Source organism: Pantoea eucrina (assembly GCF_020079945.1).
Lineage (GTDB): Bacteria > Pseudomonadota > Gammaproteobacteria > Enterobacterales > Enterobacteriaceae > Pantoea > Pantoea eucrina.
Map to the genome: position 1 here is coordinate 2,318,092 of NZ_CP083448.1, position 25,284 is coordinate 2,343,375.

Annotated in this window: 35 protein-coding genes; all 35 read right to left on the minus strand. The window is 53.3% G+C overall.

Features of this window, described 5'->3' with window-relative positions; all coding sequences use genetic code 11:
* Window positions 1-21 precede the first annotated feature (21 nt).
* The 35 genes from LAC65_RS10900 to LAC65_RS11070 all read right to left on the minus strand — a co-directional run bounded on the left by LAC65_RS10900 (window position 22) and on the right by LAC65_RS11070 (window position 25,105).
* The gene (locus LAC65_RS10900; RefSeq protein ID WP_224144720.1) at window positions 22-2,499 is read right to left on the minus strand and encodes a host specificity factor TipJ family phage tail protein; all 2,478 of its coding nucleotides are present in this window, start codon (window positions 2,497-2,499) and stop codon (window positions 22-24) included.
* A complete protein-coding gene (locus LAC65_RS10905; protein WP_224144721.1) occupies window positions 2,486-3,013 on the minus strand; it encodes an HNH endonuclease signature motif containing protein in 528 nt (175 codons plus the stop codon). The genes LAC65_RS10900 and LAC65_RS10905 overlap by 14 nt, the downstream gene beginning before the upstream one ends.
* A 74-nt stretch (window positions 3,014-3,087) precedes the next feature.
* Window positions 3,088-3,477, minus strand: a complete 390-nt coding sequence (locus LAC65_RS10910; protein WP_224144863.1) for an NlpC/P60 family protein — start codon at window positions 3,475-3,477, stop codon at window positions 3,088-3,090.
* Between the two features lie 13 nt (window positions 3,478-3,490).
* Window positions 3,491-3,961: a hypothetical protein gene (locus LAC65_RS10915; RefSeq protein WP_224144722.1), complete on the minus strand. Its 471-nt coding sequence runs from the start codon at window positions 3,959-3,961 to the stop codon at window positions 3,491-3,493.
* Window positions 3,961-4,458 carry a hypothetical protein gene (locus LAC65_RS10920; RefSeq protein ID WP_224144723.1) on the minus strand — a complete coding sequence of 166 codons (498 nt, stop codon included), beginning with the start codon at window positions 4,456-4,458 and terminating at the stop codon, window positions 3,961-3,963. The genes LAC65_RS10915 and LAC65_RS10920 overlap by 1 nt, the downstream gene beginning before the upstream one ends.
* A 41-nt stretch (window positions 4,459-4,499) precedes the next feature.
* Window positions 4,500-4,730, minus strand: a complete 231-nt coding sequence (locus LAC65_RS10925) for a hypothetical protein (RefSeq protein ID WP_224144724.1) — start codon at window positions 4,728-4,730, stop codon at window positions 4,500-4,502.
* An 8-nt stretch (window positions 4,731-4,738) separates the two neighbouring features.
* A complete protein-coding gene (locus LAC65_RS10930) occupies window positions 4,739-8,176 on the minus strand; it encodes a tape measure protein (protein WP_224144725.1) in 3,438 nt (1,145 codons plus the stop codon).
* 58 nt (window positions 8,177-8,234) lie between these two features.
* Entirely contained in the window at window positions 8,235-8,735 is a 501-nt protein-coding gene (locus LAC65_RS10935; protein WP_082032636.1) for a type VI secretion system-associated protein TagO, read from the minus strand.
* 72 nt (window positions 8,736-8,807) lie between these two features.
* Window positions 8,808-9,482, minus strand: coding sequence for a DUF6246 family protein (locus LAC65_RS10940; RefSeq protein WP_224144864.1), 675 nt, complete (start codon window positions 9,480-9,482; stop codon window positions 8,808-8,810).
* A 52-nt stretch (window positions 9,483-9,534) separates the two neighbouring features.
* Window positions 9,535-10,284, minus strand: coding sequence for an Ig-like domain-containing protein (locus LAC65_RS10945; RefSeq protein WP_224144726.1), 750 nt, complete (start codon window positions 10,282-10,284; stop codon window positions 9,535-9,537).
* A gap of 67 nt (window positions 10,285-10,351) precedes the next feature.
* On the minus strand, window positions 10,352-10,735 hold the full coding sequence (locus LAC65_RS10950) for a phage tail termination protein (protein ID WP_224144727.1): 384 nt from the start codon (window positions 10,733-10,735) through the stop codon (window positions 10,352-10,354).
* Window positions 10,732-11,100, minus strand: a complete 369-nt coding sequence (locus LAC65_RS10955) for an HK97 gp10 family phage protein (protein WP_224144728.1) — start codon at window positions 11,098-11,100, stop codon at window positions 10,732-10,734. The genes LAC65_RS10950 and LAC65_RS10955 overlap by 4 nt, the downstream gene beginning before the upstream one ends.
* A gap of 2 nt (window positions 11,101-11,102) precedes the next feature.
* On the minus strand, window positions 11,103-11,450 hold the full coding sequence (locus LAC65_RS10960) for a hypothetical protein (RefSeq protein ID WP_224144729.1): 348 nt from the start codon (window positions 11,448-11,450) through the stop codon (window positions 11,103-11,105).
* Entirely contained in the window at window positions 11,450-12,094 is a 645-nt protein-coding gene (locus LAC65_RS10965) for an NUMOD3 domain-containing DNA-binding protein (protein ID WP_224144730.1), read from the minus strand. The genes LAC65_RS10960 and LAC65_RS10965 overlap by 1 nt, the downstream gene beginning before the upstream one ends.
* A 169-nt stretch (window positions 12,095-12,263) precedes the next feature.
* On the minus strand, window positions 12,264-12,641 hold the full coding sequence (locus LAC65_RS10970; protein ID WP_224144731.1) for a DUF7370 family protein: 378 nt from the start codon (window positions 12,639-12,641) through the stop codon (window positions 12,264-12,266).
* Between the two features lie 2 nt (window positions 12,642-12,643).
* Window positions 12,644-13,009: a hypothetical protein gene (locus LAC65_RS10975; protein ID WP_224144732.1), complete on the minus strand. Its 366-nt coding sequence runs from the start codon at window positions 13,007-13,009 to the stop codon at window positions 12,644-12,646.
* Between the two features lie 9 nt (window positions 13,010-13,018).
* Complete coding sequence (locus tag LAC65_RS10980; protein WP_224144733.1) at window positions 13,019-14,086, minus strand: major capsid protein; 1,068 nt, start codon at window positions 14,084-14,086, stop codon at window positions 13,019-13,021.
* A gap of 10 nt (window positions 14,087-14,096) precedes the next feature.
* Window positions 14,097-14,531 (minus strand): hypothetical protein, encoded by a 435-nt coding sequence (locus tag LAC65_RS10985; protein ID WP_224144734.1) that lies wholly within the window; start codon window positions 14,529-14,531, stop codon window positions 14,097-14,099.
* A gap of 4 nt (window positions 14,532-14,535) precedes the next feature.
* Window positions 14,536-15,933: a DUF2213 domain-containing protein gene (locus tag LAC65_RS10990; RefSeq protein ID WP_224144735.1), complete on the minus strand. Its 1,398-nt coding sequence runs from the start codon at window positions 15,931-15,933 to the stop codon at window positions 14,536-14,538.
* Window positions 15,934-15,957: 24 nt separating this feature from the next.
* Window positions 15,958-16,917 carry a phage minor head protein gene (locus LAC65_RS10995; RefSeq protein WP_224144865.1) on the minus strand — a complete coding sequence of 320 codons (960 nt, stop codon included), beginning with the start codon at window positions 16,915-16,917 and terminating at the stop codon, window positions 15,958-15,960.
* Window positions 16,865-18,322: a DUF1073 domain-containing protein gene (locus LAC65_RS11000; RefSeq protein WP_224144736.1), complete on the minus strand. Its 1,458-nt coding sequence runs from the start codon at window positions 18,320-18,322 to the stop codon at window positions 16,865-16,867. The genes LAC65_RS10995 and LAC65_RS11000 overlap by 53 nt, the downstream gene beginning before the upstream one ends.
* A gap of 11 nt (window positions 18,323-18,333) precedes the next feature.
* Window positions 18,334-19,797 (minus strand): phage terminase large subunit family protein, encoded by a 1,464-nt coding sequence (locus tag LAC65_RS11005; protein ID WP_224144737.1) that lies wholly within the window; start codon window positions 19,795-19,797, stop codon window positions 18,334-18,336.
* Window positions 19,784-20,263 carry a DUF2280 domain-containing protein gene (locus LAC65_RS11010; RefSeq protein ID WP_224144738.1) on the minus strand — a complete coding sequence of 160 codons (480 nt, stop codon included), beginning with the start codon at window positions 20,261-20,263 and terminating at the stop codon, window positions 19,784-19,786. Before LAC65_RS11010 ends, LAC65_RS11005 begins: the two co-directional genes overlap by 14 nt.
* Before the next feature lie 31 nt (window positions 20,264-20,294).
* On the minus strand, window positions 20,295-20,930 hold the full coding sequence (locus LAC65_RS11015) for a putative metallopeptidase (protein WP_224144739.1): 636 nt from the start codon (window positions 20,928-20,930) through the stop codon (window positions 20,295-20,297).
* A gap of 18 nt (window positions 20,931-20,948) precedes the next feature.
* A complete protein-coding gene (locus tag LAC65_RS11020; RefSeq protein WP_224144740.1) occupies window positions 20,949-21,143 on the minus strand; it encodes a hypothetical protein in 195 nt (64 codons plus the stop codon).
* Complete coding sequence (locus LAC65_RS11025) at window positions 21,136-21,291, minus strand: hypothetical protein (RefSeq protein WP_224144741.1); 156 nt, start codon at window positions 21,289-21,291, stop codon at window positions 21,136-21,138. The genes LAC65_RS11020 and LAC65_RS11025 overlap by 8 nt, the downstream gene beginning before the upstream one ends.
* 120 nt (window positions 21,292-21,411) lie before the next feature.
* The gene (locus LAC65_RS11030; RefSeq protein ID WP_224144742.1) at window positions 21,412-21,816 is read right to left on the minus strand and encodes a hypothetical protein; all 405 of its coding nucleotides are present in this window, start codon (window positions 21,814-21,816) and stop codon (window positions 21,412-21,414) included.
* A gap of 3 nt (window positions 21,817-21,819) precedes the next feature.
* Window positions 21,820-22,350: a Rha family transcriptional regulator gene (locus tag LAC65_RS11035; RefSeq protein WP_224144743.1), complete on the minus strand. Its 531-nt coding sequence runs from the start codon at window positions 22,348-22,350 to the stop codon at window positions 21,820-21,822.
* Between the two features lie 175 nt (window positions 22,351-22,525).
* Window positions 22,526-22,696 (minus strand): hypothetical protein, encoded by a 171-nt coding sequence (locus tag LAC65_RS11040; protein ID WP_199560435.1) that lies wholly within the window; start codon window positions 22,694-22,696, stop codon window positions 22,526-22,528.
* Between the two features lie 138 nt (window positions 22,697-22,834).
* Window positions 22,835-23,107 carry a hypothetical protein gene (locus tag LAC65_RS11045; RefSeq protein WP_224144744.1) on the minus strand — a complete coding sequence of 91 codons (273 nt, stop codon included), beginning with the start codon at window positions 23,105-23,107 and terminating at the stop codon, window positions 22,835-22,837.
* Window positions 23,104-23,448: a DUF7940 domain-containing protein gene (locus LAC65_RS11050; protein ID WP_224144745.1), complete on the minus strand. Its 345-nt coding sequence runs from the start codon at window positions 23,446-23,448 to the stop codon at window positions 23,104-23,106. Before LAC65_RS11050 ends, LAC65_RS11045 begins: the two co-directional genes overlap by 4 nt.
* On the minus strand, window positions 23,445-23,954 hold the full coding sequence (locus LAC65_RS11055) for an HNH endonuclease (protein WP_224144746.1): 510 nt from the start codon (window positions 23,952-23,954) through the stop codon (window positions 23,445-23,447). Before LAC65_RS11055 ends, LAC65_RS11050 begins: the two co-directional genes overlap by 4 nt.
* Window positions 23,951-24,424, minus strand: coding sequence for a lysozyme family protein (locus LAC65_RS11060; RefSeq protein ID WP_224144747.1), 474 nt, complete (start codon window positions 24,422-24,424; stop codon window positions 23,951-23,953). The genes LAC65_RS11055 and LAC65_RS11060 overlap by 4 nt, the downstream gene beginning before the upstream one ends.
* Complete coding sequence (locus LAC65_RS11065) at window positions 24,421-24,723, minus strand: hypothetical protein (RefSeq protein ID WP_039379266.1); 303 nt, start codon at window positions 24,721-24,723, stop codon at window positions 24,421-24,423. Before LAC65_RS11065 ends, LAC65_RS11060 begins: the two co-directional genes overlap by 4 nt.
* Complete coding sequence (locus LAC65_RS11070) at window positions 24,710-25,105, minus strand: hypothetical protein (RefSeq protein ID WP_039379268.1); 396 nt, start codon at window positions 25,103-25,105, stop codon at window positions 24,710-24,712. The genes LAC65_RS11065 and LAC65_RS11070 overlap by 14 nt, the downstream gene beginning before the upstream one ends.
* Window positions 25,106-25,284: the final 179 nt, after the last annotated feature.

Below are 25,284 nucleotides of genomic sequence, written 5' to 3' on the forward strand. Positions count from 1 at the left end.
CCGTAATGGTGGCTGAGGCTGTCAGGAGTAGACTGATTCGCTATATTCAGCTAACGTCAGGGATATAGTGCTGTCGGAATTAGGTTTGATGCTATTAACCGTCCAGAGCTGTGCGTCCATTTCAGCTACAGTAGCTATCAGATATCGCGACGGTAACTGGACGGTATCGCCGTTCCAGATGTTGAGCTGAATGTCAGGTATTGCGGCTACAAAACCATAGCGGGTATCGCTGCGAGGAGTGGCCGCATGGCGTCTTGTCGGGTTCCCCAGACTGTCCGTTATCAGCACAAACATATCCCCGGTAAAATTTACTGGCTCGCTGGTGTCGAACGCATTGCCGCTGCGGCCGGTTATATACCCCTGCTGCTCGTTGCTGTCGTAGATATCAGGCATCTGGATAACACTGCCCACCTGAATAATACCGTCCTCAAACACTTTGGCGTTCATCCGCGCGCGGGAGTACATCAGGCGCTTTGTCTCACGCAGCGCCCGCTCTCTGGCCTGAAACTCATTGCGAAACCCGACAATTTCCATCTTGTTCGGGTTTTCTGCCTCTTGCTGAGTGATGGCGCCGTTCAGTATGCGGTAGTTGATGTACGTCTTATTGTTCGTGGTCGGATGTACGTAGGAGACCTGCACGCCGTCATAGCCGCCGGGAAGCGTGGCCTCATACGTTATTTTGTACTCATCCGTTTTCATGTTGGCACGGTTAAATACGGCTGCCGGGTTCGCCACGCGCTGATCGCGTGTGAACGTCAGTACGTTGTCATCCATGAATGCGATGACACTTGCGGCATTACAGATGGCCTGAACGCGGTCCCCAAGCGAGTCATTTTCATCGTCAAACGTGTAATCGAAATATCCCAGGCGCGCATCCGGTAACACCTCTGAGATGGCATACAGCCCGTAAAGGTCAATGCTGCTGACCGGCTGTCCGCCGATAATTAGCCACTGATGCGCGACGGCGTCAGCAAATGATCGGGAGGCGCGCAGCGTGTAATCAACTGACCGTGTGTCGAGGTTGTAGCTGATGGTTTTGCGCGTGGCCAGCAGGTTATATTTTCTCTCCCGGCTCCCCAGCGCATTTTCTGTAGCCCTGACTTTAACCCGCACCAGCGTATCGTCAGGATGCACTACGTTACGCCGCACATTGATGCTATGAATCTCTTCCACCTTCAGGATAGAAGCGTCGCTGGAGTTGTCCGTACGCTGGAGGCTTACGGCATACTTTCCAAATCCTGCCGCTGGAGTCAGCTTGTCTGTGCGGTAAAACACCTCGCTGGTTGACTGGTGAGGTGTGGGCTGCCTGTACGTGAAAGTCTGGGTTGTTCCAGGCACCTGCGAGTAGTCATCATTAATCTTCCAGATCACCACCTTCCAGTTGGTCTCTTTCTTTCCGCCCAGGCTCGACTGCGTGTGCAGCCACAGCTGGCTTGATGCAACCGGAGAGAAGAACGGCCCCACCACCAGTGCTTCATTGTCATTGAGCACGAATTTAGACGTGTTGATTGTGGCGCTGGCCGGAATGTCCTGTGGACCTTCCAGCTGGCTGAAGGTAAACGTGTACCAGCGAACCGGATTCGTTGTAGCGCCGTCTGTTGTTTCAACTGCAGATATCAGCGTTCCGGAGTAGGTCGCGTCTGTAGTGACGTTTCCTGATGCGGTGCTGTACGTCACGTTGATGGTAAATGTCACTGCATGCGGCAGAACCAGATTTTTGAAGTAGTCGAACTCCGCCTGTTTGACGATTTTAATCGCCATCTGGCCGCCGGAATAGCTGCCGCTGACCATGGTCTTTGCGGTGGCTGACTGGATCGGGAAGTCACTGGCCTCATTCTGACCAGGAACTTCCTGACCGTCCACATCATCAAAGCCGTAGCCCTCCACAATCTCAGGTATAACCTGCCCCGGCTGGTAAATCTGATACTCCGCGCCGGCAAGCGATCCGAGACTGGATTCTGAATAGCGCACAGAGTCGTAGTCATAGCTCCCGATGCCGATACACATCCACTCGGTGACATACTTCAGGCCGCCACTTTTTACATTCTGCGTGACATACTCAAACACCGACTCCTGAATCAGGTCAGGGAACGATCGTACCTGCCCGTAGATGTCCGGCTTGGCCTTATAAACGCGTGCAGTGTTGGTCTGGCCAGTGAGGGAGTTGTTCGGCGAATCAACCGAATTGCCGCCGGTATTGGTAATGGACGGCTTTGGCATCAGAAATGAAAATACCTGCCCCACCACCTTGAATATCGGGCTGAGGATGTCGCCTACGACGCCTTTAGGCTGGTCGAATATCTGGACGTGATCGAGTTCAGTCAGTTCAAAATCAAGCTCATCATCCTCCTCCAGCTTCACGCCGTTGCGGACGATCAGCAGATCACGATGCAGTGCGCTGTCATTATCTGTCAGCCAGGCATAAAAAAAGGTGCCATTAGGCACCCTGTAACGCTCTTTCGGCGTTCCGGGAAATCGCTGCAGCTCAACCAGCGCCATAGTCATCAACCCTTGTATTGTTCTCGTAATCGATTCTTGACTGAATAGCTTCTTCGACAGTTTTAAACCTTCCCAGTCTTTTTTTGCCGAAGTAAGAACACCATGTTTTGGTGTTGTTGCAGTAACTTACACCGTTACAACCGCTCTTATTGTTCGAAAGAAACCCACGATTAAAGAGATTGTGAGAAGAAGAAATATCTCTTAGATTAAAAATCGAATTGTCTTGTTTATTTCTATTTTTATGGTCGATTTGTTGCTGAGGCCAAACGCCATAATGCATGAACCAAGCCAAGCGATGCGCAAAGAAGAGCTTGTTGTTCAGACTTATAGCAATGTATCCGCTATGGGTAATGGCTCCAGCTACTTTATCCGCATAACGAGCGTTCCAGGCATTGGCAGAACGCAGGTTTTTGAAATGATTTTCTGGCCTTTTTTTCCACCTAAATATTCCGGTTTCTGGGCAATAGATAAGGCACTGGTTAAGAAATTCGGATGTTAGACTTAACTCTTTCATTTTAACCTCACAGTAGGTTTCACAGATGATGGTGTCCGGCGCGCAGTCTGTGTTCTGCGTTTTCGGGAGCGACCCTAGCCGGACTGATTAATTTTACCACAGTCTGGATCGTATTCGAAATACTCCACTTTGGTGAATGCCCGCTGAATCAACATCAGAGAATCCTGTCTGACGCTGCCGTTCTCGCCGCGAGAGTGCAGCGCCTGACGTCCAAGGATAAGCCCGACGTGCGCCGGCTGCGCACCGGTGTAGCCAACGAATATCCCGCCCTCTGCAGGATGCGGCACCTGCTGCCAGAAAACCACGTCACCCTGATAGCAGGTAAAGAAGTCTGCGCCGGATTCGTAGTCAGGCGTCTGGTGCAGTTCAGCCCCCAGCACATGCCGGTAATAGAGAACCACCAGCCCCCAGCAGTCCACGGCATCAGACGTGCAGGCACGGTTCGCCCATGGCACGCCGATCATGCGCGCAATAAAATCAGAGGTACTGCAGTCCGGTGTATTCTCGCGGGTCATAGAGGCGGCCAACATTGTTATTGAGTGGGTTGGTAACGGACAACGTAACGGAGGCACTTTCCGCATCGATATCCACCGTTTTGACGTACAGCGTCCACGATTTAATCGGCGCTGAGGTGTCTCCACTGTCAAATACCTGCCGCGTTGCCACAATAGGCGTCAGGCGGGTGGCGCCGCGCCACTTCTTCATCTGCGTTTTCACGTCCGTGGAGACACGGCCAAGCTTTACGGTTGCGTCAATCACCGGGATTCCGCTCTGCTGACTTTCCTCTATTTCAAAGCGCGCCGGTCGGTATGTCACCCCGGCCAGCGTCTTATCGTAGAACTGTTTATCAACCAGCCTGACGTAGCCAAAAGACGGATGATAAAAGGTCAGTGTGTCATACAGCGCCCGCGATGGCCGTTGCTGCCGGTATTCACGAAATGATGGCATCAGGGAACCCTCGGTAATGACTCCGGATCGCGATTATCAGGATAACCGGTCACAACAATATCCAGCCATGAATCCCACGGCGGCGGCAGCTCAACAATGATGTCGTCAAAGTCGTCATCAGGATTGTTAAGGCGGTTGGCGATTACCGTCCCAGTCCATCTGACCACGCTGCCATCAATGCTGGTCTGTACCGGCATCTGCGTGAAGTGAAGCTCCTGCAGCTGAGGACCGCTACCGCCGATATCCACCCGCATGCGGAACCAGTTCAGGCCGCGATTGAGGTAGTTGGGGCTGCGCAGCCACTGCTGAAAAGCTCTTTCCTCTGTCAGCGTGAATATCCACGTCAGTGACCAGGTAACTTTGAGGTCGTCCGTCATCTGCTGAAAAATGGCCGGACCGACCGCCGGTTGATCCGACTGAAATCCGGTATCCAGCGTCATATTCTTGCTGGCTTTCTGCGCCAGCGGCAACCAGTCGGGGTAATCAATGATCGGCATCTGAACTCCAGGCAATAAAAAACCCGCCGAAGCGGGTTTGCTTATTCAACAGGCCGAGGCCCGGAATGTGTTTCATAAATATTAATTGTCACATCGGCAATTTCACCTTGGTTGGTGAATTTTAAATCCTCACCTGCCGGTACGATACCCTTAATAATCGATCCATCAGTCAACGTGAAAACAAACTCAACTGCGCGGTTGAACGTTAAGGTTTGTGGAACGCCTTGCTCTACGGAGATTTTGTGATTTCCGCCTGGCTCAATAATTGCCATATTTTCCCTTATATCTGGCCACGAGGTGTGCGCTTGGCTGTTGTGTTTCCGGTAATAGCCTGTGATATCGGACCGCCATTATTTAGATCGGCAACAATGGCATCAACGGTGATTGTACCATTACCATTATCAGTGACCCTGGCATCAAATGTGGCGCTGCTCATGTTTTGGACATTAAATATGACCTGTAACCCGCCACCACCCTGCATATCCTTATTGCTGATCACCTTGCCGTTATCGCCCGGTATCATGTACTGCTTCCCGGTGCTGGCCTGGTATATCTCAGGCAGGCCGCTTTCTCCCACCTGGTACATACCGCCGGCGGTGACCGGCCCGCCATTCTTCCGTTTCCCGAGCAGGCTCATACCAACAATGCCGGCGACGGCACCAAGGCCGATTGCGGCCGCGGTACCCATCGAAGCAATTGACGCAAGCAGCGCGGCAGGTGTCCATGCTGCAGTAGTAGTTGCCGCTGCGGCCACACTGGTAGCAGTTTGGGTAGCAGTTGCTGCCGTCTGCACTGCAGTTACCGTACCGATTGCCGCTGTCTGCGCCGCCTGTCCCATGATTGCGGATTTGACCCATTCAACGCCCATCTGCACAAATGTGTTGACCAGACTATTCAGGACGGTACTGCCTATTGAGCGCATAGCATCTTCAGCAGACATGCTTCCGGTGATGATACCGGTAAGCGCATTAGATGCATTGCCGGCTAGGGCATCGAAAGAGGCCGCCAGCGCCTCATTGCCCGCGCTCTGGTTTCGCCAGATTTCCCACTGAGCCGCTACTCGCTTCTGCTCGTACTCAGTATTGGCCGCATTGCGCAGTGCCAGACCCTGCTGCTCCGTCAGCGTCTTTTGCTGCTCGAACTGCTGTATCAGGGCTAGCTTGCGCGCATGCTCGTTTGCCAGCGCCTGTACCGGGTCTACCGTTCCGGCTGACTGCTGTTGCGGGGTGACGGCCTGGTCAGCGCGTATTTGCGCCATTTTCGCCTGGTGATCCTGCTCCAGCTTTTCAGCCGTAGCGTTGTACTGCTCCTGTGTGATTTTTTTGGCGCTCAAGGCTGCATTCAAATCTGCCTGGTCCTGCTTGTTGCTCGCATTCTCACGCGATTCAGGCAACAGCTTTTCAGCCGCAGCCTGCGCCTTGATTGCATTAGCCACATCCCACTTGCGGGCCGCGTATTCGCCTGCCTGAGCGATCTGCGCCTCCGTAGCGCCCTTGCCCAGAGACTGCTGGGCCGTCAGGATGGCCTGTTCCCGGCTCAGCTCTTTTGTACTTTCTCCGGCAAGCTCTGACTGCTGCTTCAGATTCGCCAGCTTCTGCGCAATGCTCTCCGCCTGACTGGCTGCTTTTTTCTGCTCACTGGCAGCAGCGCTGGTTTCCTTTTTCAGATCACGCTGCGCCTGCTGTGCGTCATATTCGGCGCCAGCACGCTGGCGTGCCAGATTGACTGCAGCATCATCGCCACCCAGAGCCCGAATCTCTTTTTCGGCTTTCAGCTGGGAGCGCTTGCGCGCATCGATCTCACCTTCAATCTCAACCTGTTCGAGCAGCTTATCTAGGTAGTCCTGCACCTTTGCCGGACGCTGTACCTGCAGGCTTGAAGCGTTGAACTTCTCTTTTGCTTTTGCAGCGAAATTTATTGAATTTCCCAGCTGGTTCATCAGTCCTGATGCTACCCCGGCCTCATGCCCATCACGCTTCAACAGGTCGATACCCTGCTCCAGAACGCCGTTGTATTGCGCCTGGAGTATGCTGGTGAGATTCTTGGTCTTACTGTACCGACTTTCCATCTCCTCAAGCTTGCCCTGCTCAATTGCCAGCCTTTCCTGTGCATCACGCATATTCTCCATCTGGCGGGTAGACTCGCCATATATGCGCTGAGACCGCTTGTAGCTTTCGACAGCACCAATCAGGCCATCAACCTTCTGCCGCTGATCATCAATCATCTCTGACTGTATGCGCATTGCCTGAGCTGATTTGGCAATCTCAGCTGCTATCTGCGTCTGAGACATGTCTTTCATCTTGCTCACAAGCCCGGTCAGCTTGTCCGTAAAGTCGACTGCTTCCTGCTTGGCCTGCTGCGCTTTCTGATAAAAATAATAAATTGCAGCACCGGCAAGCATGGCCGCTCCGGCTGGACCGCCAATCAGCCCGAGCGCCCTGAGAGCCAGATTCCGTACGCCCAGACTTGCCCGCGCTGCCGCAGCAGCGGCTGCATCCTGTGCTGCTGCATTTGCCACCAGCGCCCGGTTGTAATTGTCAGTCAGGGTGGCAGCCTCAGTCCTTGCAGCTGACAACCTGACCTCTGCCGCCGCCAGATTCGCAGCTGTAATCGACGAATTTCTCATGACCTGGGCGATACGAACTTCATCAAGGGCTCTTTCTTTAGCAACTGCTGATGCCCGCAAATCGGCGGTAGCCTTGTTGGCTGCAGCCTGTGCGGCCTGATTTTCAGCAACAATTTCTTCGCGAGTCGCTATGACCTTTCTGACTTTCTCAGTGGTTGCCATAGTAAGGGCGCCAACAAAACGGCTTCCCATTATCGTGGCGACGGTTGCCAGCACGCCGCCTATAGCATCAAGATTTTGGCTGAGCGAAACGATGCCGGTATTGAAAACGTTGATAGTTGACTGAACAGAAGAGGACTCACCTACAAACTTCGTAATGTTGTTGGTGGCAACAGTAAACGCCTGCCCCATTGTCATAGTGGTATTCGCAAACTCTTTTGCGATTGCGTCGCCCTGCTTCAGCAGGCCGTTTACCACCACTTCAGTAGTCAGCGCGCCCTGTGCCGCCATCCCTCGCAGCTGACCGATAGTCACCCCCAGCGAGTCAGCCAGTGCGACAGCCAGACGGCTGCCGTTTTCAGAGATAGAGTTAAACTCCTCGCCGCGCAGAACGCCAGATGCGAGGGCCTGCGACAGCTGAACCATAGTCGAGCTGGCTTCTTCAGTTGTCGCGCCGGAAACCGCCAGGCCTTTATTAATGGTGGACGTCAGCTTTATCAGGTCTTCTGTGCTGGTGCCGGCGCTGCGGGTGGCGCGCTCCAGTCGGCCATATAATGTCGCCGTTGCCTGCAGGCCACTCATGGTGCTCTGCGAAATATCGAATACGCGCTGAGTGACGTCCGCCAGTTGTTCAGTTGCCCGCACAGAGTTGGCGAGTTTGTTGTTAACCGTAACCCACTCATTACCCCATGCTGCAACCTGCTGTACAGAAAGCGCAGCAGCCAGTCCTTTGGCAATATTCGACAGGCTGGAAAGGCTGCCCTGCATGGCACTGACAGACCGCTCCGTGCGTGTCACGCTGGCTTCAAGGCGACCCATATTGCCTGACAGGCCATTGAGCGCCGCATCTACCTCACGGCGCGCAGCAAGAAGCTTAGCTGTGTCCATGTCTACTTCATAAACGATGCTGCCAGCGTTAAGGGTGCCTGCCATTGCTAATCTCCGGACATAAAAAAACCCCGCCTGAGCGAGGTTTATAATTCAAGTGAGGTTAGAGCTTCCAGTTACAGGCTTCAGCTATCTTCTTTGCCATAACATCAACACCTGACAAATCAAACTCTACGGCCTGCATTGTAGAGCCATAGGGCTCAAAGCCTATTACTGCTGTCTTGTGCTTCATTAACTCTTTAATAAATGACACAGCATTTGGAGCAAAGGCGGAGTTTCCTCTCTCTCCGCCTTGCCATATTGATTTTTTAGGCTTCCCACCATCGTAACGAATTGTTATTCGTGGCGAGCCGGAGCCAAGATAGTCATAAACAGACAAATAGGCATCTGTTTGGTTTTCATTACACCTCAGCACAAGGGATGTATTTCTTTCAAGCCCCCTTTTTGTATAAACATCTTTGGAGCCGTTAATGGCAACTACATCAGTTGCATCAGTCATTTTATTGACTTGCGATTTAAAGAACCAATTACCCTCATTCTGAAGCTCATCATTAGCCATTGTGGAAAATGATGCAGCCAGGAGCACAGCAAAAAGATATTTCATGGATTTCCCTGCCTATGAATGCAAAAGCATAGGATAAATCCTAGCAAGAGAAAAACGCAACTACTCGCAAAATTACGCGGCTTTTGCGCGCCTTTTCGCCTGACGGGCAAGATATTTATCGGTGGCCGCATCGTACTCTTCACGCGTGAAGCCTTTCTGGTCTGGATATTTGGCTGCCAGAAGTAACTGAAACTCAGTCATGGTCAGTGATTCTGCTTCAGCGCGTGAAATGCTGAAGTGATTGCGCGCCGCGTTGATGTAGTCAAAGGCGCGGAATTCAGATACTGCCTGCCCGGTTTCATAGCGCTGCAACTGCCTGATTTTGGCTTTGCCAATGATGCCGTGCGTGATTAGCGATTGTCCAACAGCCAGCAGTGCGAAAGCATCCATAATACCGGGCCTGAGCATGATCGCGCGCCGCCCACTTCTGCCTGGAACATACTCGCCCGTCAGCCTTGACGCATCACTATCGCAGCAGGCAGACAGCACCGTCATGGCGGCCTGATATGCGCGCCGGCCGTAACTGGTTTTGCCAATATGCTCACTCAGCCAGGCAGGGATTACTCCGTAGGCATCCAGCGCACGCTGCAGCAGTGGTGTGATTTCATCATGGTGCAGGTCGTAAAACGCCTGAACGATTTCCTGTGGCTCGCCAATCTTCATCATGTTCGCGAATGAGGGTCTGAAGAAGAAATCCTCATCGCCCACTGTAATCAGGCATTCGCCTATTTCTTTTGCCGGCGCCATAAATCCTCCTGGTTCATTATCAAGGGCAGCGGTGACCGCCCTTTGTAATGGATCAGGAAGCGGTAACAGTGACAGCGGTTTGTGCCGTTTTTGCACCATCGTTTGTGGTGAACGTAGCCGTGCCGGTCCCGGCGGCTACGCCGGTAATCAGGCCGCTGCTGTTGATAGTGAACTTTGTCGGATCAGAAGATGCCCACACGCCGGATTTATCAGTAGCGTCTGACGGGCTGACAGTCGCATTTAGCTGACGCGTTGCGCCAGCGACAACGGATGTGGTCTGCGGAGAAACGGTCACGCCGGTTACTGCCACAGTATCTTCATCTTCAACTTTGGTCACCTTAACAGTGGTACCGTCGGCAACCTTGAACTCAGTGCTGAACGTTACGATGTCATTGGTACCACCGTCAGTGCTGAGCGCGGTGATAACCATGTAGCCCTGAAACTCAACCGGGCCAATCTCTACGCGCACCCAGATGGTTGGCTGACGGCCAGCGCCGATTCCAGTGGTGAAATAGTTCACGAAGTTACCGAAACCAAACTGGTCAAGGCGATCGCGTTTACGCACCTCACCCTCAAAGCTCACGGTACCATCTGCGTTGGTGGTCAGGTTTTCTACCCAGCCGCCGGTGTCATCGGCATCAGAGTTGGTGGTATTAGGAGAGAAATCCAGCGTCTTAGAAGTTCCTGCAGCCAGCGCTTTCCATTCCGACTCGGCTGGCACCGTATCCGGGCAGCCGAGCGCTACTTCCAGCACAACGTTACGGCCAAACAGCTTGCCGTTCTCGGTTGGGCAACCTTGCATAATTGCTTACCTCATTTCAGATAATAAAAAAGGCCGCACCGGGCGACCTTGTTTGAGTGGGTGTTGCTTACTCTCCATAGAGGCAAGCGAATAGCAGCCGGTAAACCAGCCTTCCTTCAGTGGTGAGAACGGGTGCAGGCATGCCGCCTACGTTTTCGATATGGCCGATACAGTCATTCGGCATCGGGTTCTGCTGCACATAGTCAGTAATCGCCTGCGCAGCCGCATCGGCCGCCCCGTTTCCGTCCTTTGCGCCGATCACGTCCACCAGCACGTAATACTCAGAGCCCAGGTCGTTACGGATGGCAGACCCGCCATTTGGCCGGAAAACGAGGAATTTATCTGCCAGCTTTCCCGTATCCTTCCAGGCCAGTAGCTGGGTGACAAAACCATCAGTGAGGCCTGCCGAAGCAAGAAGATCGCGAACCCGCGTATGCATTGGAGGATTCATAGCGACATCTCCTCCGTGATGGCCTTGTCGATAAGGTCTCTGGCATCCTCGAATCCCTTGGTCAGGAATTCCTTCCGGGCATTTGGAAGACGGAAGCGCTGAGGAATGGATGGGTCATGAACGTAAGCCGCATAGTTAGCCGAATAGCCAGCCCTGCCCGTTACCCGGACTCCGTTGACAATAATCTCTCGAAACTGACTATTGAGGAGAACGCTCGTATCGATTGGAGTGTAGCCAGCAGCGCTTTCTAACCCATGAATCATCGCCCCTGTCAGCGCACGAATGACGCGCCGATCCTGAATGCTGTCGATAGCCCGATTAACGCTCCTGCTCACCTTGCTCACGCCCTTCACTTTCACGCCCATGGTTATGCTCCGGTTATGATGGCAAAGTCGTCAGCAAGCCGCTCAAAGGTGTCTGCGTAGCGGATGGCCTGCATCACCTCATCCGCACCTGCGCCAATGGGGTCAGTCTCAGCAGAGACGCCTATCAGAATGTAATCTCCTGCATCCGCCAGCGCATACTCGGTCCAGATCGTGTTTTTGACCACCCGCTCCGTACCAATGTCACCCAGCCGTTTTGCCAGCCCGCCCTGATAATCACAGGCGATAACGACAGGCGCATCAAACACCGGGTCACCGTAATCATTACTGGCTCCTGAGCGCCTCCAGACCGTCGCCTGCGCGGTGTATGACCACGCGCTTAAGCTCGACATTAGACGACCCCCTGATAAGAACGTCCCTGCCTGATATGAGCAATCGTTCCTTTAGATACCCCATACCGCTTAGCGATGGTATTGAGTGAATCACCTTTGGAGATTGAAACTCTGATTTCTCTAACCTGCTCATCAGTGAATTTTGCGTGTGTCGGAGTTACTCCAAACATCGGATTGCCACTACCGGTATGCCTTTCTGATAACTTTCTCCGCATCTCAGCACTTCTTGGCATAGTTGCACATGGCGGTACCTTACCAAACCAGTAATTACCCTCTCCAGACACCCGCGCACTGATCCTCGCCCTGCTTTCAGGTGAGTACTTCACGCCAAGGCACGTGCCCGCCATTGGAGCAAGGTTATATTTTGGCTTCAGAATGTCGATGAAGTGCTGCTCATGAGCGATCAACTGGCTTTTATCAGCAACAATCTTCAGCACTTCAAACGAGAACGCACTAATACCGTGCTCATCGAAGGCTGCCTGAACATTCCGATTGCCGTGTGTGCCATTGGTCATCTGATATCGATGTACTGCCAGCCTGTTACCGAGATTGGTAGATGAGCCGACATAACACTCGCCGGTCAGGATATTTACTAGCCTATAAACTCCTGAGACGTTGTTTAGACTGCAATCAGGAACCTTCATAGTTATGCCCTCCAGCCGATTACAGCAGGCTTCTCAGCCGCTATGCGCTTGCAGTTAAATACCCATTCACCGCTGCTGTTCACGTATCCGGTTGTCTGCCGGCCATCTGACGTTTTCAGCCAGACGCGCTCAAATGCTTTTGGCTTGGTTTCAGGTGATTGCCAGTTCATCAGCAGCCTCCCACGACGTCAAAGAAGCCGACAGCCAGACCAGAGATCGGCAGGCCGCCAAGACAGCCATTGGTATCCCACGCCAGAATCTGCTTATACAGATGATCTGTGCCTGCACTGTCATAGGTGAACGAGCGGGACGCGCCAGAAGGAGCAGACTGTGATGATATTTTACGGGCGCCGGACAGGGCGGCTAATCTCGCGGCTGCATAGATGAGCAACAGCTTTTGCAGGCTTTCGGAGTAGCCCGCCCCGTCCATACAGGCTGAAGCAGCGCTGACCTGTTCAATCAACAGCTGCAGAACGGCGTCAGGAACCGTGAAGCCCAGCTCAGCCATCAGCGGCTTTACGTCATCCAGCGTGATTTGGGCTGCCATGGTTACTTATCCTTTTTAGTTGCTGCCGACAGTGCTGCCTCTGCATCATCCGCGCGCTTGTTAGCCGCCGCCAGCGCATCAGCGTGCTCTTTGTCTTTCGCTTCAGCCGCATCCTGCGAGGCTTTCAGCTTCTCCAGCGCATCATCGAGTTTCGACTGCAAAACCGACGTGTCAGTGCTGACGGGCGCGGAAGGTGTCGACACTTCAAACTGAAGAGCTTCCCCTTTCTCTTTGGTGCTCTCAGCCTTACCTGATTTGATCCACTTTTCAGCGACCGCATCATCAACGTTGTATGCCTTGCCAGCCTCCAGCTTCTGGAAACCGGCACCGGCAAAGAGGTTATTAGCCAGGATCTTTACAAGTGCCATGATTGCTCCTTAAGAGGCGTGAACTACCGAGAATTTTCCGTTGATGTCCTGCTTGACCATCAGACCCATTGCACCCCAGGTGCGCCAGATGTAATCGCTGTTGTAGAACTGGCGCGGGTCGGCAACTGTGCCGATGGCCTGACCTACAATCGGAGCGATAACGCCGGCAGTCAGCGGAACAATCAGGATTTCGTTACCTGAAAGCTGCGCATCCTCTTTGATGGCTGCAATACCAGACAGCTTCAGCAACTCTTCCATCACGGTGCGGGTTGCATTCACATCGAAGTAACGCTCAAGGTTCGACATGATTTCAGCAGAAACATACCAGGTCTGCGGAGCGTACTGGTTGTTGGTAATGCGGACCGTATCGCGCAGCGCAATGGCGTTTGTGCGCAGTGCAACCGGATCGGTACTGGTCGCGAAGTTGATGGTCAGTGTTACCTGAGCAACACGCTCATCTTCCTTCAGGCCCTTCCAGGTCAGCCCATCAAACTGAGCGAAGTTTCCGGATTTGTCGCGGAAGCCGTTGAACATGTAATCAACGTACTGGCGCTGCACGTCCTCTACCGATCCGCGCTGAGCATCAGCCTGGGACTGAAGAGCCGAAGGGCTGTTGAAGATCGGGTCACGCCACTCGAATTTGAAGCCCGAGTCATGGATAGGAACCATCGTACCGTCGAAGGTGTAACCCTTCGCATCCAGTGCCGCGCCAATCTGGCCTGACATTGAAGTGTGCGCCCAGCCACGACCACCGGTACGCGCATAATCGTAACGTGACTGTTCAATGCGCACTGAGCGGGACAGCGGCATCAGATCATTCAGCAGGGTGAACTGAGTTGTTGGCTCAAACTGTGCAAGTACTGTGGTATCAAATGCACGATACAGGCGGCGAATGTCGTCTACAGCGTTCACTGCGTCAAGGCGAGCGCCATCTTCACGGATGCCACGGGCGCGACCAATGAAATCAGCTGCTGCCTGAGCACCTTCCTGACGAGCGGCCTGAAGCTCAGCGAACTGAGACTGGTTTACTTCTAAGTTGCCGGTTCGCTCACCGACAGCACGAGAGAATACAAACATTCAGTGCTCCTTACTTGAACACAACGCGAATCAGATCGCCCGCCACCGCAGTGACAGGTTTATCTTCTTCGACATAAGCGAATACAGCGGCGTCATCTGCAACTGCGGTGATGCGGCCACCAGCAACCGCTACTGGTTGGCCTTTTGAATACGTACCGGCAGCAGCGCGCACGTTCAGGAACATGCCAGGCAGCGGCTGAATACCGATAACCAGCTCGTTCACTGGAATCGCGTCATCAACACTCAGGCAGCGGAGATAGTCTTTGTTGGCGACATACAGAATCGCGCTCTCAGCACCATCTGCCGAAGAAGTGAACTTATCTGCGGTGCTGAAAAAGCCCACAGTGCCCGGCGCGGTAGCGGCAGCTGCACCACCTTCACGGTTAAGCAGTGGATTGGGGAATACGCCGCCCGCGTGAATTACATGCTTTCCATCTTTAGCCATTTCTTTACTCCGGCATTTCGCTGAGGGATTGAGTGTTCACCTGATGACGCATACCGCCATTCAGGCCTACAGATGTCTGGCATTGCGCATACAAGCCATCCAGCGCCGCGCCGTCCAGTTCGTTAACTGCCAGATCGTCGAGCTGAAACTTGGCTTTAACGGCCGCGCGTTTATCTGACTTTTCTTTGTCAGCGTTAACAGCCAAGCCTGACTTAACGGCAGCCAGGTCATCAGCAAGCAATTTCGCCCAGGCTGGCATGTCTTCACTATTGGTTGCGGTCTCTTTGGCCTTCTTGTCGTCCGCCTCTTTCTTCTCACGGGCGGCCTTCTCTTCAGGCGTCTCTTGCTTAGCAGCTGCTTTTTCAGCAGCCATCTGGTTGTATGCATCCATCAGCTCTGCGTCGGTTTTGCCTTCGGTCGGCTTACCAGCTGCTTTCAGCGCATTTACGATCAGGTCTTTCATCGGATCTGTTTCTCCGTTGGTTTTAATTTCGTACTCAGTGGGTTTGCGCACGACTTCTACAGGTTCGCCGACGAATTGAGCGGTGCCGTCATCGTCGATGAGGTACTTCTGTCTGAGATAGCGGGTGTCATCTCGGTAAATAAAACTGTCAGGCCAGACGGTTTCTGGCCAAGGCCAGTTATCGCCATCACGACCTTCACGCAGCCGATCGCTGATAGCGCGTTGAATGTCGTCAAAGCTGAAATTGGAGGCGTTGGTGAAGAAGAACTTCGTTTTGTTAACGAGACCTTCTTTGGTGCAGTTAGATGCATCAGAGAGGCTGGCTACTTCAATTTGCTGGTCTTCACCATCAGAGTTAACAAAGATTCCTACGCCTTCATCTGGTGTTCCGGCGCCCGGCTCATCCAGAAGAACCGCCACATGGTCAAACATCATGTTGGTGGCGATCTCGTTGTACTTTTTCCCTTTCGACTCGCCGTTGGCAGCGATGCCGGAATACAACAGGCCGGTTGAAATGTGGATCGGCTCGGCATTGGTGCCGGCGGCCATTTCATCCAGGCGGTTAATCAGGCGCTTACCCTTTTCGCTGGATTCGGCATAGCGGCGGTCAACATACATGTCGCCTGTTACCTTGCCGTCGGCGTGACTCACGTTCTGCAGCCAAGCTCCGACGTGGTAGTTGTTGACTGCCCTAACATCGCGCGCCGATACGTGCTTGCCGTCCACCTTCGGGTGGCCCAGCGGCATCGGATTACGCTCCAGCGTGTTATACGCCTTGCCAATTTCTGCTGCCGGGTACAACTTCCGGTTCATCACGATATCGTCGACAACGGGCGTGATGCCGCGAACCACGATATGTGGCTTTCCGTCGATGGTTTCAGTCGTGATGTTTGAAGCGGAGTTGACGACGGTCAGCACGTTAACGCGATTGCGCTTCATGCTGTGTCCTCATGGGATGGATAGTTAAGCGGCCTGCTGCCACTCTCTGCGCTCTGCGGCTAATCTCTCTGCGAGTCCGGGATTAACGATCTGGCCTTTTTCATCAAGAATCACGGGGATTTGACTACAGTAGCAGTGGTACCGGTTGCCGCTCACCGAATAGAAAGCCTCAACCTCTTCAGTGGTGTAAACCCGGCCATGGCGCGCCGCGTGCCATGCTCTGGTTGTAGGCTTAAGCGCTGACAGCCACATCACGGCCGTATTGAGCCCAAGCCTTTCACGTGCCCAGTCGGTTTCCAGCCACTGGGCTTTCCGCAAAGCACCAACCTGCTCGGTCTGAGCTATGTTCTTTGCCTGTGCCATCGACACATCAAGCCGCTTGCTGATGATGCGAGCCGTTTCACGCTGGTTAACGCCTCGACCTATTGAATCGGATATGACGTTAGCCAGGTCAGCACGGGCTGCATCACTGATGCCCTTCCAGTCGCTGTAAGTGGAAACGTATGCCGCGGCAATCTGATTCTGATATGCCGGACTGCTGAGCAGCTGCGCCAGCGTGGTCTGCTGCTCGTAAACGGCCGATTGCACTGACAGATTGGTGAATGCCTGCCGGGTGCCTCGCTCATACTCTGCAGCAACATAGGTCAGTGCCCACAGGTTCTGGCTGCCACCGTCAAGCAGATGGTCGTCGAGAATCAACTGCACGCGTTGCAGCAGGTCCGCCAGCTGTGCGGCTGTCATGTCGTAGATATAGGTGCCGGCATTCACCTGGTAAATCACATCGCCGTATACAGCATGCGAGGCGTTACCAATGTGCTCAGTGCCGGTTAGCCGCTCATCAAGCAATTGCTTCAGCGCCAGCTTTATCCGGTAGTAGCGGTCATCAATATCGCGATACATCCGGCCCACCTGCCGGGCCGATTGCGTCGGGTCAGCTTTGTTGCGGGGTATTATTGGCGTCCCGATCCGGGTTCTCGCTGGCATCGTCGTCATTCAGCGGGTCCTTATCGTTTAGCTTTTTGTTCGGGTCCGGAATGGATGGAGCCTTGCGTGGTTCGAGCTCTCCCACAGTGCGCACTTCGTTCTCATCAACAGCTGATGTTCCGAATGCCTGCTGCGTGTCTTTGGCTACAGAGGCCATAGCCTGCATGTTGGCTATTTTTTCCTTCTCGCTTGGTGCGAGCAGGTCAGACCATGCCAGTGTGACCTCGCCCGACTGGGGAGCATCGATGACCCCCAGCGTCCAGAAGCGCTCCAGAACGGATTTAATTGCTGCTGTCATGAATCCCCACCGCCGGCCGTTACAACGCTTCGCCCAGTCTGCTTTATCTTCGTCAGATGCCAGGCGGCCGGTTTGCTGACCGAACAGAATGGTGAAAGGACACTGGATCGACGATGAGAATTCATTAGCGGTTACCGTCCATGATGGCGAGGGGTCGGCTGCCGCTACAGACAGCACAGAAGGCGTACCAGCCTGCATGACCAGTGCCGCATCTGTACCACGGTTCATCCGGGCGATTTTATCGTTCATCGCCTCACCGATATTGGCGTAACCCGCCTCTTTAGCCTGAGAAACAAGAGATGACATCTCAGTCTTTGCATCGAAAGCGATCCCCAGCTGGCGACTGGCGTTTTTCAGGAACCCTTCAGCGCTTCCGCCGGAAATCTTCTCAAGGTCGAGCAGCTTGTTGTAGCCGGCGCGCAGATAAGGCACGCCAGACAGCATGTTTTCATCCTCAGAGCCTTCACACAGGATGATGACCCGATCGGGATGCACTGTAACGCTGCGAACGGGCCCGTATGTGCCATCGTCACCAACAGGCTGCTCGTTGAACTGATAGTTAACTGGTTCACCGTAGGTTTCCGACATAGTGTCGGTGTCGAAGTTACCAGGCTTAATTTGCGACTCCCAAGCCGGGATCAGCTTAACAACCGCCCGGTCACCCAGCCGCTTAATAACAGTGCTGTCTACGGGCTCTTTCCACTCGCGCCCATCACGGAACTGAATCAGCAGCGCGGAATATTTGCCAATCAGGTTACGACGGTCAGCGTCCTTAATCTTCGGCCAGTGCCGCGCGAGCAGCTTTGTTGCCGCAGCCTCCCATGCCGTTGTACTGGTTGACTCTTTTTTCTCGTCACCGTCGATAATGACAGGACGGTCCACCCAGCAGGAGTCCAGCAGCTTATGCACGGCGGCGTAAGCCACCGGGTTGCGCTCATAGGCACGGTAGTAGCGGTCAAAATCCAGATCGTCAGGGTAACCAAACTCTTCATAGAGCTTTGTTCTCTTGGTGTTGCCCTGATGACCGCCGTACAACATGCGCTGACGGCCCATAGCATCAGCAAGGGCATTGACGAGGAATGTGACCTCGTTGCTTTGTTCACTCACTGATGAGCTCCTTAGAAGAAGATTGCGCCAGGCGACTGCCCGCTTAATTCGGTCATTGCCCAGACAAGTGCATCAAGGCGGTCAGGCGATTTTTTAGCAGTGGTTGGCACATATTCCATCTGCTGATTTTCCAGCTGATAGAGATTTCCACGATGCGCAACGCGCCCTTGGGCGTAGAGGGCTGAGATTGGTTCGGCGCGGGCAAACTTACCCTTGCTGGCATGAACGCGAATAATGCGGTCACGAAAGCCTGCATTACGCAACGTTTCTTCAGCCATGTCTCCGCCCTGGTTGGTCTCTATTACGATAGCGTCCGCATCATGCTGCTGATAAGCGTCCATGGCGCGAGTTGCCCAGCCATTGGGTGAGTATTTGCCACTGTAATCGCCATCAGCTGAGTATTGCTTGCGGTCGCCCATACCATAGGCGCTAGCAGCTACAATGCCGGTTTCATCGCTTTCTGCGCTGTTAGTGGCCTGCGGGTCGATTGCAATAACCGTTCTTGAAAGCGTTTCGCTGATATTGAGTGACCGCGCAGCGGCAATCATATCTTCGGTCCATAGCGCACCCTCAGCGTTAAACCTGCGTGGGTTTTGCATGTACTGCGCTTCAGCTGTTCGCCGGTGCGAGAAAAGCGATACCCGATGCGTCTCGTTGTGCTTGAACGGCCACAGCCAGCCATCAGGTAAGCCATGGTCAATCGGGATAGCGTGAGTGTTGTCCGGATACTGCTCCGAGTAACTCTGGCTGTTATCAATCAGCACTGGCAGATTCAGGTGATGCCACTCTTCACCGCTACCACCCCGAAGCAGATAGCCGCTCAGGTCGTGATAGTGGATGCGCTGCATAATCACAATCATCGGTGTCGTTTCGACAGCCAGACGCGATTTTATGGTTTCGTTAAAGCGGTTATTTACGCCGCCGCGCACGGTGTCACTGTAGGCATCATCCGGCTTGACCGGGTCATCAATAATCAGAGCGCCCTGCCAGCCTGGCTCCATGTGGCCGGCACGAAAGCCGGTTACCTGACCGGCAGCAGATGATGCATAAACACCACCGCCAAACTCGTTCCACCACATCGCCTTGCTGTCAGCATCGTCGCGCAGCTCCATAGGCCACATGCCCTGATAAGCTTTCGACTTAATCATTCCGCGAGCGGTAGACGAGTTCAGCAGTGCAAGGTTATGCGAGTAAGACAGATGCATGAAGCGGGCGCGGCTATTCAATGCCAGCCCCCGGCCCATCATGTTGATGGTTGCCAGTTCGGTTTTGGTGTAGCCAGGCGGCACGTTGATAATGAGCCGGTTGATTTCACCCGCGATAACGCGATCAAGCGTTTGCTGTATAACCCTGTGGTGAGGTGCGACAATCATCTTGCCGCCAGTACGCTGCTTGAAGAAGTACCGGGCGTAGTACAGGCCATCCTCTTCACACTCTAAGCGGCGCGCATAGTTCTTCTGCTCAGCAGTCGTCATCCTCCAGCATCTCCCGCCGCGCAGCTTTGTACTCGTCTTTAGTCAGGGTCGCCGACTCAATTGGCCCGCCATCCTTCCCGGTGTGCTCAACCTTTTGCCGGTTGGTATAAGCATCACCGCATTCTTTGGCAGCTTGCTCGATTAACGTGGCCGCCAGCGCCATGTTTCGCATGCTCTCAGCCTTCGTCATCATCCGGTCGAGCGTGCGCAGGCGATAAGCCTTGTTGGCGATCGGGATGTCAGTGATTTCGGTCTGGAAGCGAGCGCGCGTTTCCTTGAATAGCTCTTTCCATTTATCAGCCAGCCCCTTGCCATTCGCCTTTGTAGGGTCGTGTGATTCGACCTGCTGGCGCGTGATGGTAAGCCCATATTCTTTCTTGACGGACTCAACAACCGTTGATGGAGTATCAAAGCAGGCAAGCGACTGGACGATGAAGGCTTTGACCTCACCATTAAGTGCCGCCATTGGTTACCTGCCTGTCATAATCAGTCAAAATTTAAGCCAGCTTCATGAGACACGTACCACATGCTCTGGCTATGTTGATTTTCGCCACCTCAGCCGGTTGGCTCGCAGCGTCGATCATGTCCTGCACATCTGAGCTGGCTCCGTAGCGGCGTACAACCCCAACAAACTCCTCTACGTCATGACCGCGCATGCAGAGCTTTGGCAATCCACTGTCGCGATAGAATTTGGGAGCACCAAACTCATCTGTGTCTTGCGCTATATGATAAAGCTCATGCTCTACCAAAGCGCAGAACTCCAAATCAGTGCATTGCGAGCAGAAGTCAGCCGCAAGCGTGATGATGAAATCTGGCTTGTGACCGAACCATTCATAGAGCTGCTGCTCCATCCTTGCCTTCTGCCACCCACCCGCGCGCATCATGACCTCTTCAGCCTGACCAAGAACAGTGCGTCCCTTTTTGGTGAATGCGCTTGCAGCCCACATGAAAGCAATATCAGCCTCCATGAGGTGTCCGTGATCAGGGTTGTGCAAATGACCATCGCCACTGAGAATGTTCGCTGTTACCCATTCCCTGATGCCTGCTGCCGGCATTAACTTTATGTACGGGGCGAACTCTTCGACAAAATCAGCAGGTGGATATGGCCGGCTGTCTAATTTCTCGCTTGCCATATGCGTCTCCAGACTTGGTTATTTCTTTTCAGCGTCTTTCTCTGGCACGTACTCCATCTTGAGCACGTCATCAGGCGCCAGATAGACCCAGCCACCATCTTCCCGGGCAATGCCGATAAAGCCGTTAACGATTTCAGGCTGAGATCGGTTCATCAGCCCTTCATGCGTCTCACCGGATTTGGTGGTCACCGTGATGCGGTATGTGTCAGCCATTGAGATCAACCTCTTGCCCTTCACGCACCACTTCCTTTTTGAAGCAAGCATCGATCATCCAATTCCAATTCAGCAATGCCGAAACAATGAGTACTGGTTTCATTAAGGGGCGCAGAGTCATCTTATAGGTCAGTGTTCCGATAGCCATTTGCAGTAACCTTTTAATCAGATGGGGTGGTATCGCGACGCTTCACAGCGTGGCTAACCGTTATCCCTTGTCGGAGAGATTCATCATCAGGCGCTCTGGTTAGAAAGCGCCTTGTGATGACTACGCCAGTCCTTGCTTTACTGCCTCATCGCGCGCCATGGATCTGGCGAACCGCACAATCAGAGAGGAAAGGCCGTAAACCACCGCGGTTACAACCCAACCTGACCAGGCGAGCAGGCCAATGGTCAGTGTGAAGGTGGCCCAGCCGAAAAGCTTTCTTGCGAGGCTTTTAGTTTTGGCAGCATCAGTCAGCAGCGCACCTACTTTCTCTTTAGCTTTTCCGTCTACCATGCTGTAGGAGGATGCAGACGCCATCATGATAATGGCAACCACGAGGCCGATAAGGCACAGAACCCACGTCACCGCTACGGATACGGCAACCAGTCCATCAATTTGCAGCATGGTGCCTGCAGCCAGAGCCGCCATCAGGGATAACGAAATAAGTGTTGCTGTGAATGCTTTCATTTGTCACCCCCCCTGCATAATCACCAACATGTCCGGATTAACCATCTCTTTGATGTGCTCCTCCTCAACAGCCAATACCCGCTTTTCTTTCTTTCGCTCATTCATAAGGCGACTGCCGATCGTACCTTTCAGCTTTGATCGCGTTTCCTTCAGAGCCAATCGATGCTGAGCTTCCTCTCCAATCGCATTCCGCCGGTTGAGTTGCTCTGCCATCCAGTTAAAGGCATTGATATAGCACTCTTTGACGGCCATCGCGGTTTTACCAGTAAAGCCCATGACAAGCATCATGCATCCATCACGGGTGATGCTATACATCGGCTGCACATCGCCATTTTTGTCAATGAAATCAGAGGGCGCAAAATTGCGCCGGGCGAAATCATCTGAGCACTGCAGGTTTCTGATAGCGCGAAGTACGTCTTTGTGCCTTTTACCAAAGTACTCCGCCACCTTTACCGAAGTGGTTATTACTCTGTTGTCTACGGCCTGAACCATATTGCGGAAGTCAAAAGCTGGAATAACTGACGGATTATTCATTGCGTTCTACCTTTTAGCGAATAAGCCTCGTTGCCCAGATAACCGCCCACAGAGAAGCCGCCGCTTATAACGGTTATCTCCGAAGCTGATTCCTGAAAGGCTCTGTGTGTAGTGCGCCGGGCATGGCGCGGGAATTACTGCAGGTACAAAAAAGCCCCGCTATTGCGAGGCTCTGTTACTTCCTGATGCTCTGCTTAACTTCGGCCACGATTCGCTCTTGCAGCCTGGTTAATTCACCGCGGTGCCGGCGCTCCTGCCGCTGGTGAATCCAGAATCCGACCCACGTTGCGATGAGGGCGCCGATGCAGATACCTGAGAAGATGTTGTAAATCTGATAGGCGCTCATTTCGCTTCCTGCTGGCAGTTAGCTTTCCATGTCTTGTTGTGCGTGAGGATGGCCCGCTTGGTGCGCTCATCCATTGTCATGATGTCAGCCTCAGTCACCAGGATAGGCTTTACCCAGTTACAGGCAGTGTCCACGACTTCAATTTTTGTTAAGCCAGTCTGAGCGCAGCTCGTTGTCAACAGCGCTGCCAGGCATACGGGAAACGTTTTGCTGAACATCGGCGGCCCCTTTAGAGGTTTCTGTCTGGCGCTGTGATGCCGCCTGCTGTGAATCGATAGCGGCTTTGGTTTCCCGCTCGCTCGCTGCCTGCTCTGCTTTGGCCTTACCTTTAGAGTGACCAATGCCGAATGCGCCAGCCACTGCAGCGATTAGCACACCGATTACAGTGAATATCATTTCGATGGTCGTCATGGCTTGTTCTCCAGCTGCTGCCTCTGCTCATTCAGCCGTTTCTGTCGGATAAACTGAGCAACGACACCCAGCACAACGAGGAGATAACTGAAGTACTGCGCTATATTCACCGGCAGCATCGATTTAAGGTCAGCCGGAAGCATGTTCCATGCGGTGACAATTGCATCTGGCGCCGACATTAGATAAACGCCTAGGGCTGCTCCAGCACCGCCAAGCCAGACAGACCACGCGCGGAATAGCAGGCGGGCATGGCTGACGAACTCAATCGATGTGTATTTGCGGATGATTAGCGCTAACACAATGACCGCGGCCACAATGCACAGGAATATCAGGATGCTCATGACCTCGCCTCGCCGTGGTTGGCAAATTCACCGTGTGCCTTTTCCCGATAACTCCTGACAGCTTCAGCAGCTTCCTCAATCGTCTTAAACCTGCCAATTTTCTTCTCCTGGCAAGATGCTCTCCACATATTGGTATAACTGTCGAAATGAACACCTTTAACGCCCGATTTATTTTGCTTATTCAGTCCGACGTTCCATGAGTTTTGCTGCTTTGTGGCTATACGGAGGTTTGATGCACGGTTGTTGATTTTGTCGCCGTCGATATGGTCTATGTAAACATCCGGACTGAGTGGTCCATTAACTAACGCCCATGCAATTCTGTGAGCCATATACTTTGTAGATAGAAAACTTAAATTGATGTACCCGTGGTTAGATAACGTCACCTCTTCTGCAACCCTACGCTTTGTAGTGCGCCCTCGAAGGCGGTAGAACTTCCCAGTCTCTTGATCGTAGTGAAATCTTTTTCGAGCCGCTTCAATAACTGATAAGTCGATAGCCTTCTTCATATCAACCCCTTATAGACGTCATACGTTCCAGTTTTCATGACGTCCGCATGACGCAGTGCTCGATTTCTGGTTTGCTTCGCCCACAGGCTATTGAGCATGCCGTCAGCTGCAGCACTGAAGTTACCGTCTGCAATCAGCTTCAGCGTGTTCTTGAAACCTGACAGACCGTCAGTACCCATCTGGTAGGCCATGCTAATCAGAATGTCGCGGCGCGGTGGATTACAGGCTGCCAGAGCCGCTGCAATGGCCGGGCGCTGGTTCATCTCGTTAACCTTCTGGTCAACGATAACCTGCTTCCATACATCGCCCACTGTACGCGGTACGCGAAAGGTATAATTGCTCAGGCTGGCGCCCTTTGGCCCGATGCGGATGCCGCCGGCAACGGTCGGATAACCGCGCGTATCGAGGTAGGGAGTCTCTTTGTACCCCTCCTCTACATTCAGGATCGGGATGATTTTACTGTCGGTCATTTGCTCTCATCCTCTTTCACGACCTGCTTAACCTTATCGGCCGTTTTGTTTGCTGTGCGGTCCGGTATGTTGTCCACTTTCTTCTGCAGCTCGCCGACCTGTTCAGCCAGGCGAACAACTTTTGCATCACGGCGATCGGCAATCCTGCGGTAGTCATCGCGGATGACATCAATCTTCTGGTTAGCGTCGTTGCTGACGTAAACGAACATGCAGGTCATGGCGATGCAGATAAGCGTCAGTACGGTAAGAACGCCGCCGATAATCAGGCTTCGTTTGTGATTCGGTTTAGTTGGTGCCATCGCTGTCGGTCTCCAGATTGGCGATCAGCCTGTTTACTTCGGTTCTGAATCGCTCATTGCCCACAGCGTTACTGGCCTCTGACATAGCCAACAGGATTCCCAGTGCGTTTTTAATCAGCTTGAGGTCCGTCTCCAGTGTGGATATCCGGCGAAGATTCTTATCGTGCCTCTCCCGAAGCTCGTCGTTCTCTTCACGAAGCAGGTTATTGCTCTCCTTCAGCAGCTGAACCTGCTCCTTGTAATTGGAGATGATCTCACCGCCCGCCCTGTTGCTGATGCCCAGCGAAAGGAGGCTTGCTGCTAATGGCTTCCAGAGAACTGCGACTGCCCCGCCGCCAAATATGAGGCCGAGAACGCCAGTGATGATGCTGTTTTCACCCATGCTTAACCTCACGGGCGCTTTTTGATGTGCTGTTCATAGCCGTCTCCGGCATTGCCCGGAGGTATCCGGCCGTTTGCTGTGAAAAGTCGCCTGCTGCCACATAGGGAAATCCATGAGGTCGCTTTGATTGGCAGAGGCGAAAACGAGAAAACCCAGCTCTGCGGCTGAGCTTTTTAATT

Excerpts from the sequence above, each read along its gene's own strand:
- LAC65_RS10900 (WP_224144720.1), bottom strand. The coding sequence starts at position 2,499 with ATGGCGCTGGTTGAGCTGCAGCGATTTCCCGGAACGCCGAAAGAGCGT.
- LAC65_RS10905 (WP_224144721.1), bottom strand. The coding sequence starts at position 3,013 with ATGAAAGAGTTAAGTCTAACATCCGAATTTCTTAACCAGTGCCTTATC.
- LAC65_RS10910 (WP_224144863.1), bottom strand. The coding sequence starts at position 3,477 with ATGATCGGCGTGCCATGGGCGAACCGTGCCTGCACGTCTGATGCCGTG.
- LAC65_RS10915 (WP_224144722.1), bottom strand. The coding sequence starts at position 3,961 with ATGCCATCATTTCGTGAATACCGGCAGCAACGGCCATCGCGGGCGCTG.
- LAC65_RS10920 (WP_224144723.1), bottom strand. The coding sequence starts at position 4,458 with ATGCCGATCATTGATTACCCCGACTGGTTGCCGCTGGCGCAGAAAGCC.
- LAC65_RS10925 (WP_224144724.1), bottom strand. The coding sequence starts at position 4,730 with ATGGCAATTATTGAGCCAGGCGGAAATCACAAAATCTCCGTAGAGCAA.
- LAC65_RS10930 (WP_224144725.1), bottom strand. The coding sequence starts at position 8,176 with ATGGCAGGCACCCTTAACGCTGGCAGCATCGTTTATGAAGTAGACATG.
- LAC65_RS10935 (WP_082032636.1), bottom strand. The coding sequence starts at position 8,735 with ATGAAATATCTTTTTGCTGTGCTCCTGGCTGCATCATTTTCCACAATG.
- LAC65_RS10940 (WP_224144864.1), bottom strand. The coding sequence starts at position 9,482 with ATGGCGCCGGCAAAAGAAATAGGCGAATGCCTGATTACAGTGGGCGAT.
- LAC65_RS10945 (WP_224144726.1), bottom strand. The coding sequence starts at position 10,284 with ATGCAAGGTTGCCCAACCGAGAACGGCAAGCTGTTTGGCCGTAACGTT.
- LAC65_RS10950 (WP_224144727.1), bottom strand. The coding sequence starts at position 10,735 with ATGAATCCTCCAATGCATACGCGGGTTCGCGATCTTCTTGCTTCGGCA.
- LAC65_RS10955 (WP_224144728.1), bottom strand. The coding sequence starts at position 11,100 with ATGGGCGTGAAAGTGAAGGGCGTGAGCAAGGTGAGCAGGAGCGTTAAT.
- LAC65_RS10960 (WP_224144729.1), bottom strand. The coding sequence starts at position 11,450 with ATGTCGAGCTTAAGCGCGTGGTCATACACCGCGCAGGCGACGGTCTGG.
- LAC65_RS10965 (WP_224144730.1), bottom strand. The coding sequence starts at position 12,094 with ATGAAGGTTCCTGATTGCAGTCTAAACAACGTCTCAGGAGTTTATAGG.
- LAC65_RS10970 (WP_224144731.1), bottom strand. The coding sequence starts at position 12,641 with ATGGCAGCCCAAATCACGCTGGATGACGTAAAGCCGCTGATGGCTGAG.
- LAC65_RS10975 (WP_224144732.1), bottom strand. The coding sequence starts at position 13,009 with ATGGCACTTGTAAAGATCCTGGCTAATAACCTCTTTGCCGGTGCCGGT.
- LAC65_RS10980 (WP_224144733.1), bottom strand. The coding sequence starts at position 14,086 with ATGTTTGTATTCTCTCGTGCTGTCGGTGAGCGAACCGGCAACTTAGAA.
- LAC65_RS10985 (WP_224144734.1), bottom strand. The coding sequence starts at position 14,531 with ATGGCTAAAGATGGAAAGCATGTAATTCACGCGGGCGGCGTATTCCCC.
- LAC65_RS10990 (WP_224144735.1), bottom strand. The coding sequence starts at position 15,933 with ATGAAGCGCAATCGCGTTAACGTGCTGACCGTCGTCAACTCCGCTTCA.
- LAC65_RS10995 (WP_224144865.1), bottom strand. The coding sequence starts at position 16,917 with ATGCCAGCGAGAACCCGGATCGGGACGCCAATAATACCCCGCAACAAA.
- LAC65_RS11005 (WP_224144737.1), bottom strand. The coding sequence starts at position 19,797 with ATGACGACTGCTGAGCAGAAGAACTATGCGCGCCGCTTAGAGTGTGAA.
- LAC65_RS11010 (WP_224144738.1), bottom strand. The coding sequence starts at position 20,263 with ATGGCGGCACTTAATGGTGAGGTCAAAGCCTTCATCGTCCAGTCGCTT.
- LAC65_RS11015 (WP_224144739.1), bottom strand. The coding sequence starts at position 20,930 with ATGGCAAGCGAGAAATTAGACAGCCGGCCATATCCACCTGCTGATTTT.
- LAC65_RS11020 (WP_224144740.1), bottom strand. The coding sequence starts at position 21,143 with ATGGCTGACACATACCGCATCACGGTGACCACCAAATCCGGTGAGACG.
- LAC65_RS11025 (WP_224144741.1), bottom strand. The coding sequence starts at position 21,291 with ATGGCTATCGGAACACTGACCTATAAGATGACTCTGCGCCCCTTAATG.
- LAC65_RS11030 (WP_224144742.1), bottom strand. The coding sequence starts at position 21,816 with ATGAAAGCATTCACAGCAACACTTATTTCGTTATCCCTGATGGCGGCT.
- LAC65_RS11035 (WP_224144743.1), bottom strand. The coding sequence starts at position 22,350 with ATGAATAATCCGTCAGTTATTCCAGCTTTTGACTTCCGCAATATGGTT.
- LAC65_RS11040 (WP_199560435.1), bottom strand. The coding sequence starts at position 22,696 with ATGAGCGCCTATCAGATTTACAACATCTTCTCAGGTATCTGCATCGGC.
- LAC65_RS11045 (WP_224144744.1), bottom strand. The coding sequence starts at position 23,107 with ATGACGACCATCGAAATGATATTCACTGTAATCGGTGTGCTAATCGCT.
- LAC65_RS11050 (WP_224144745.1), bottom strand. The coding sequence starts at position 23,448 with ATGAGCATCCTGATATTCCTGTGCATTGTGGCCGCGGTCATTGTGTTA.
- LAC65_RS11055 (WP_224144746.1), bottom strand. The coding sequence starts at position 23,954 with ATGAAGAAGGCTATCGACTTATCAGTTATTGAAGCGGCTCGAAAAAGA.
- LAC65_RS11060 (WP_224144747.1), bottom strand. The coding sequence starts at position 24,424 with ATGACCGACAGTAAAATCATCCCGATCCTGAATGTAGAGGAGGGGTAC.
- LAC65_RS11065 (WP_039379266.1), bottom strand. The coding sequence starts at position 24,723 with ATGGCACCAACTAAACCGAATCACAAACGAAGCCTGATTATCGGCGGC.
- LAC65_RS11070 (WP_039379268.1), bottom strand. The coding sequence starts at position 25,105 with ATGGGTGAAAACAGCATCATCACTGGCGTTCTCGGCCTCATATTTGGC.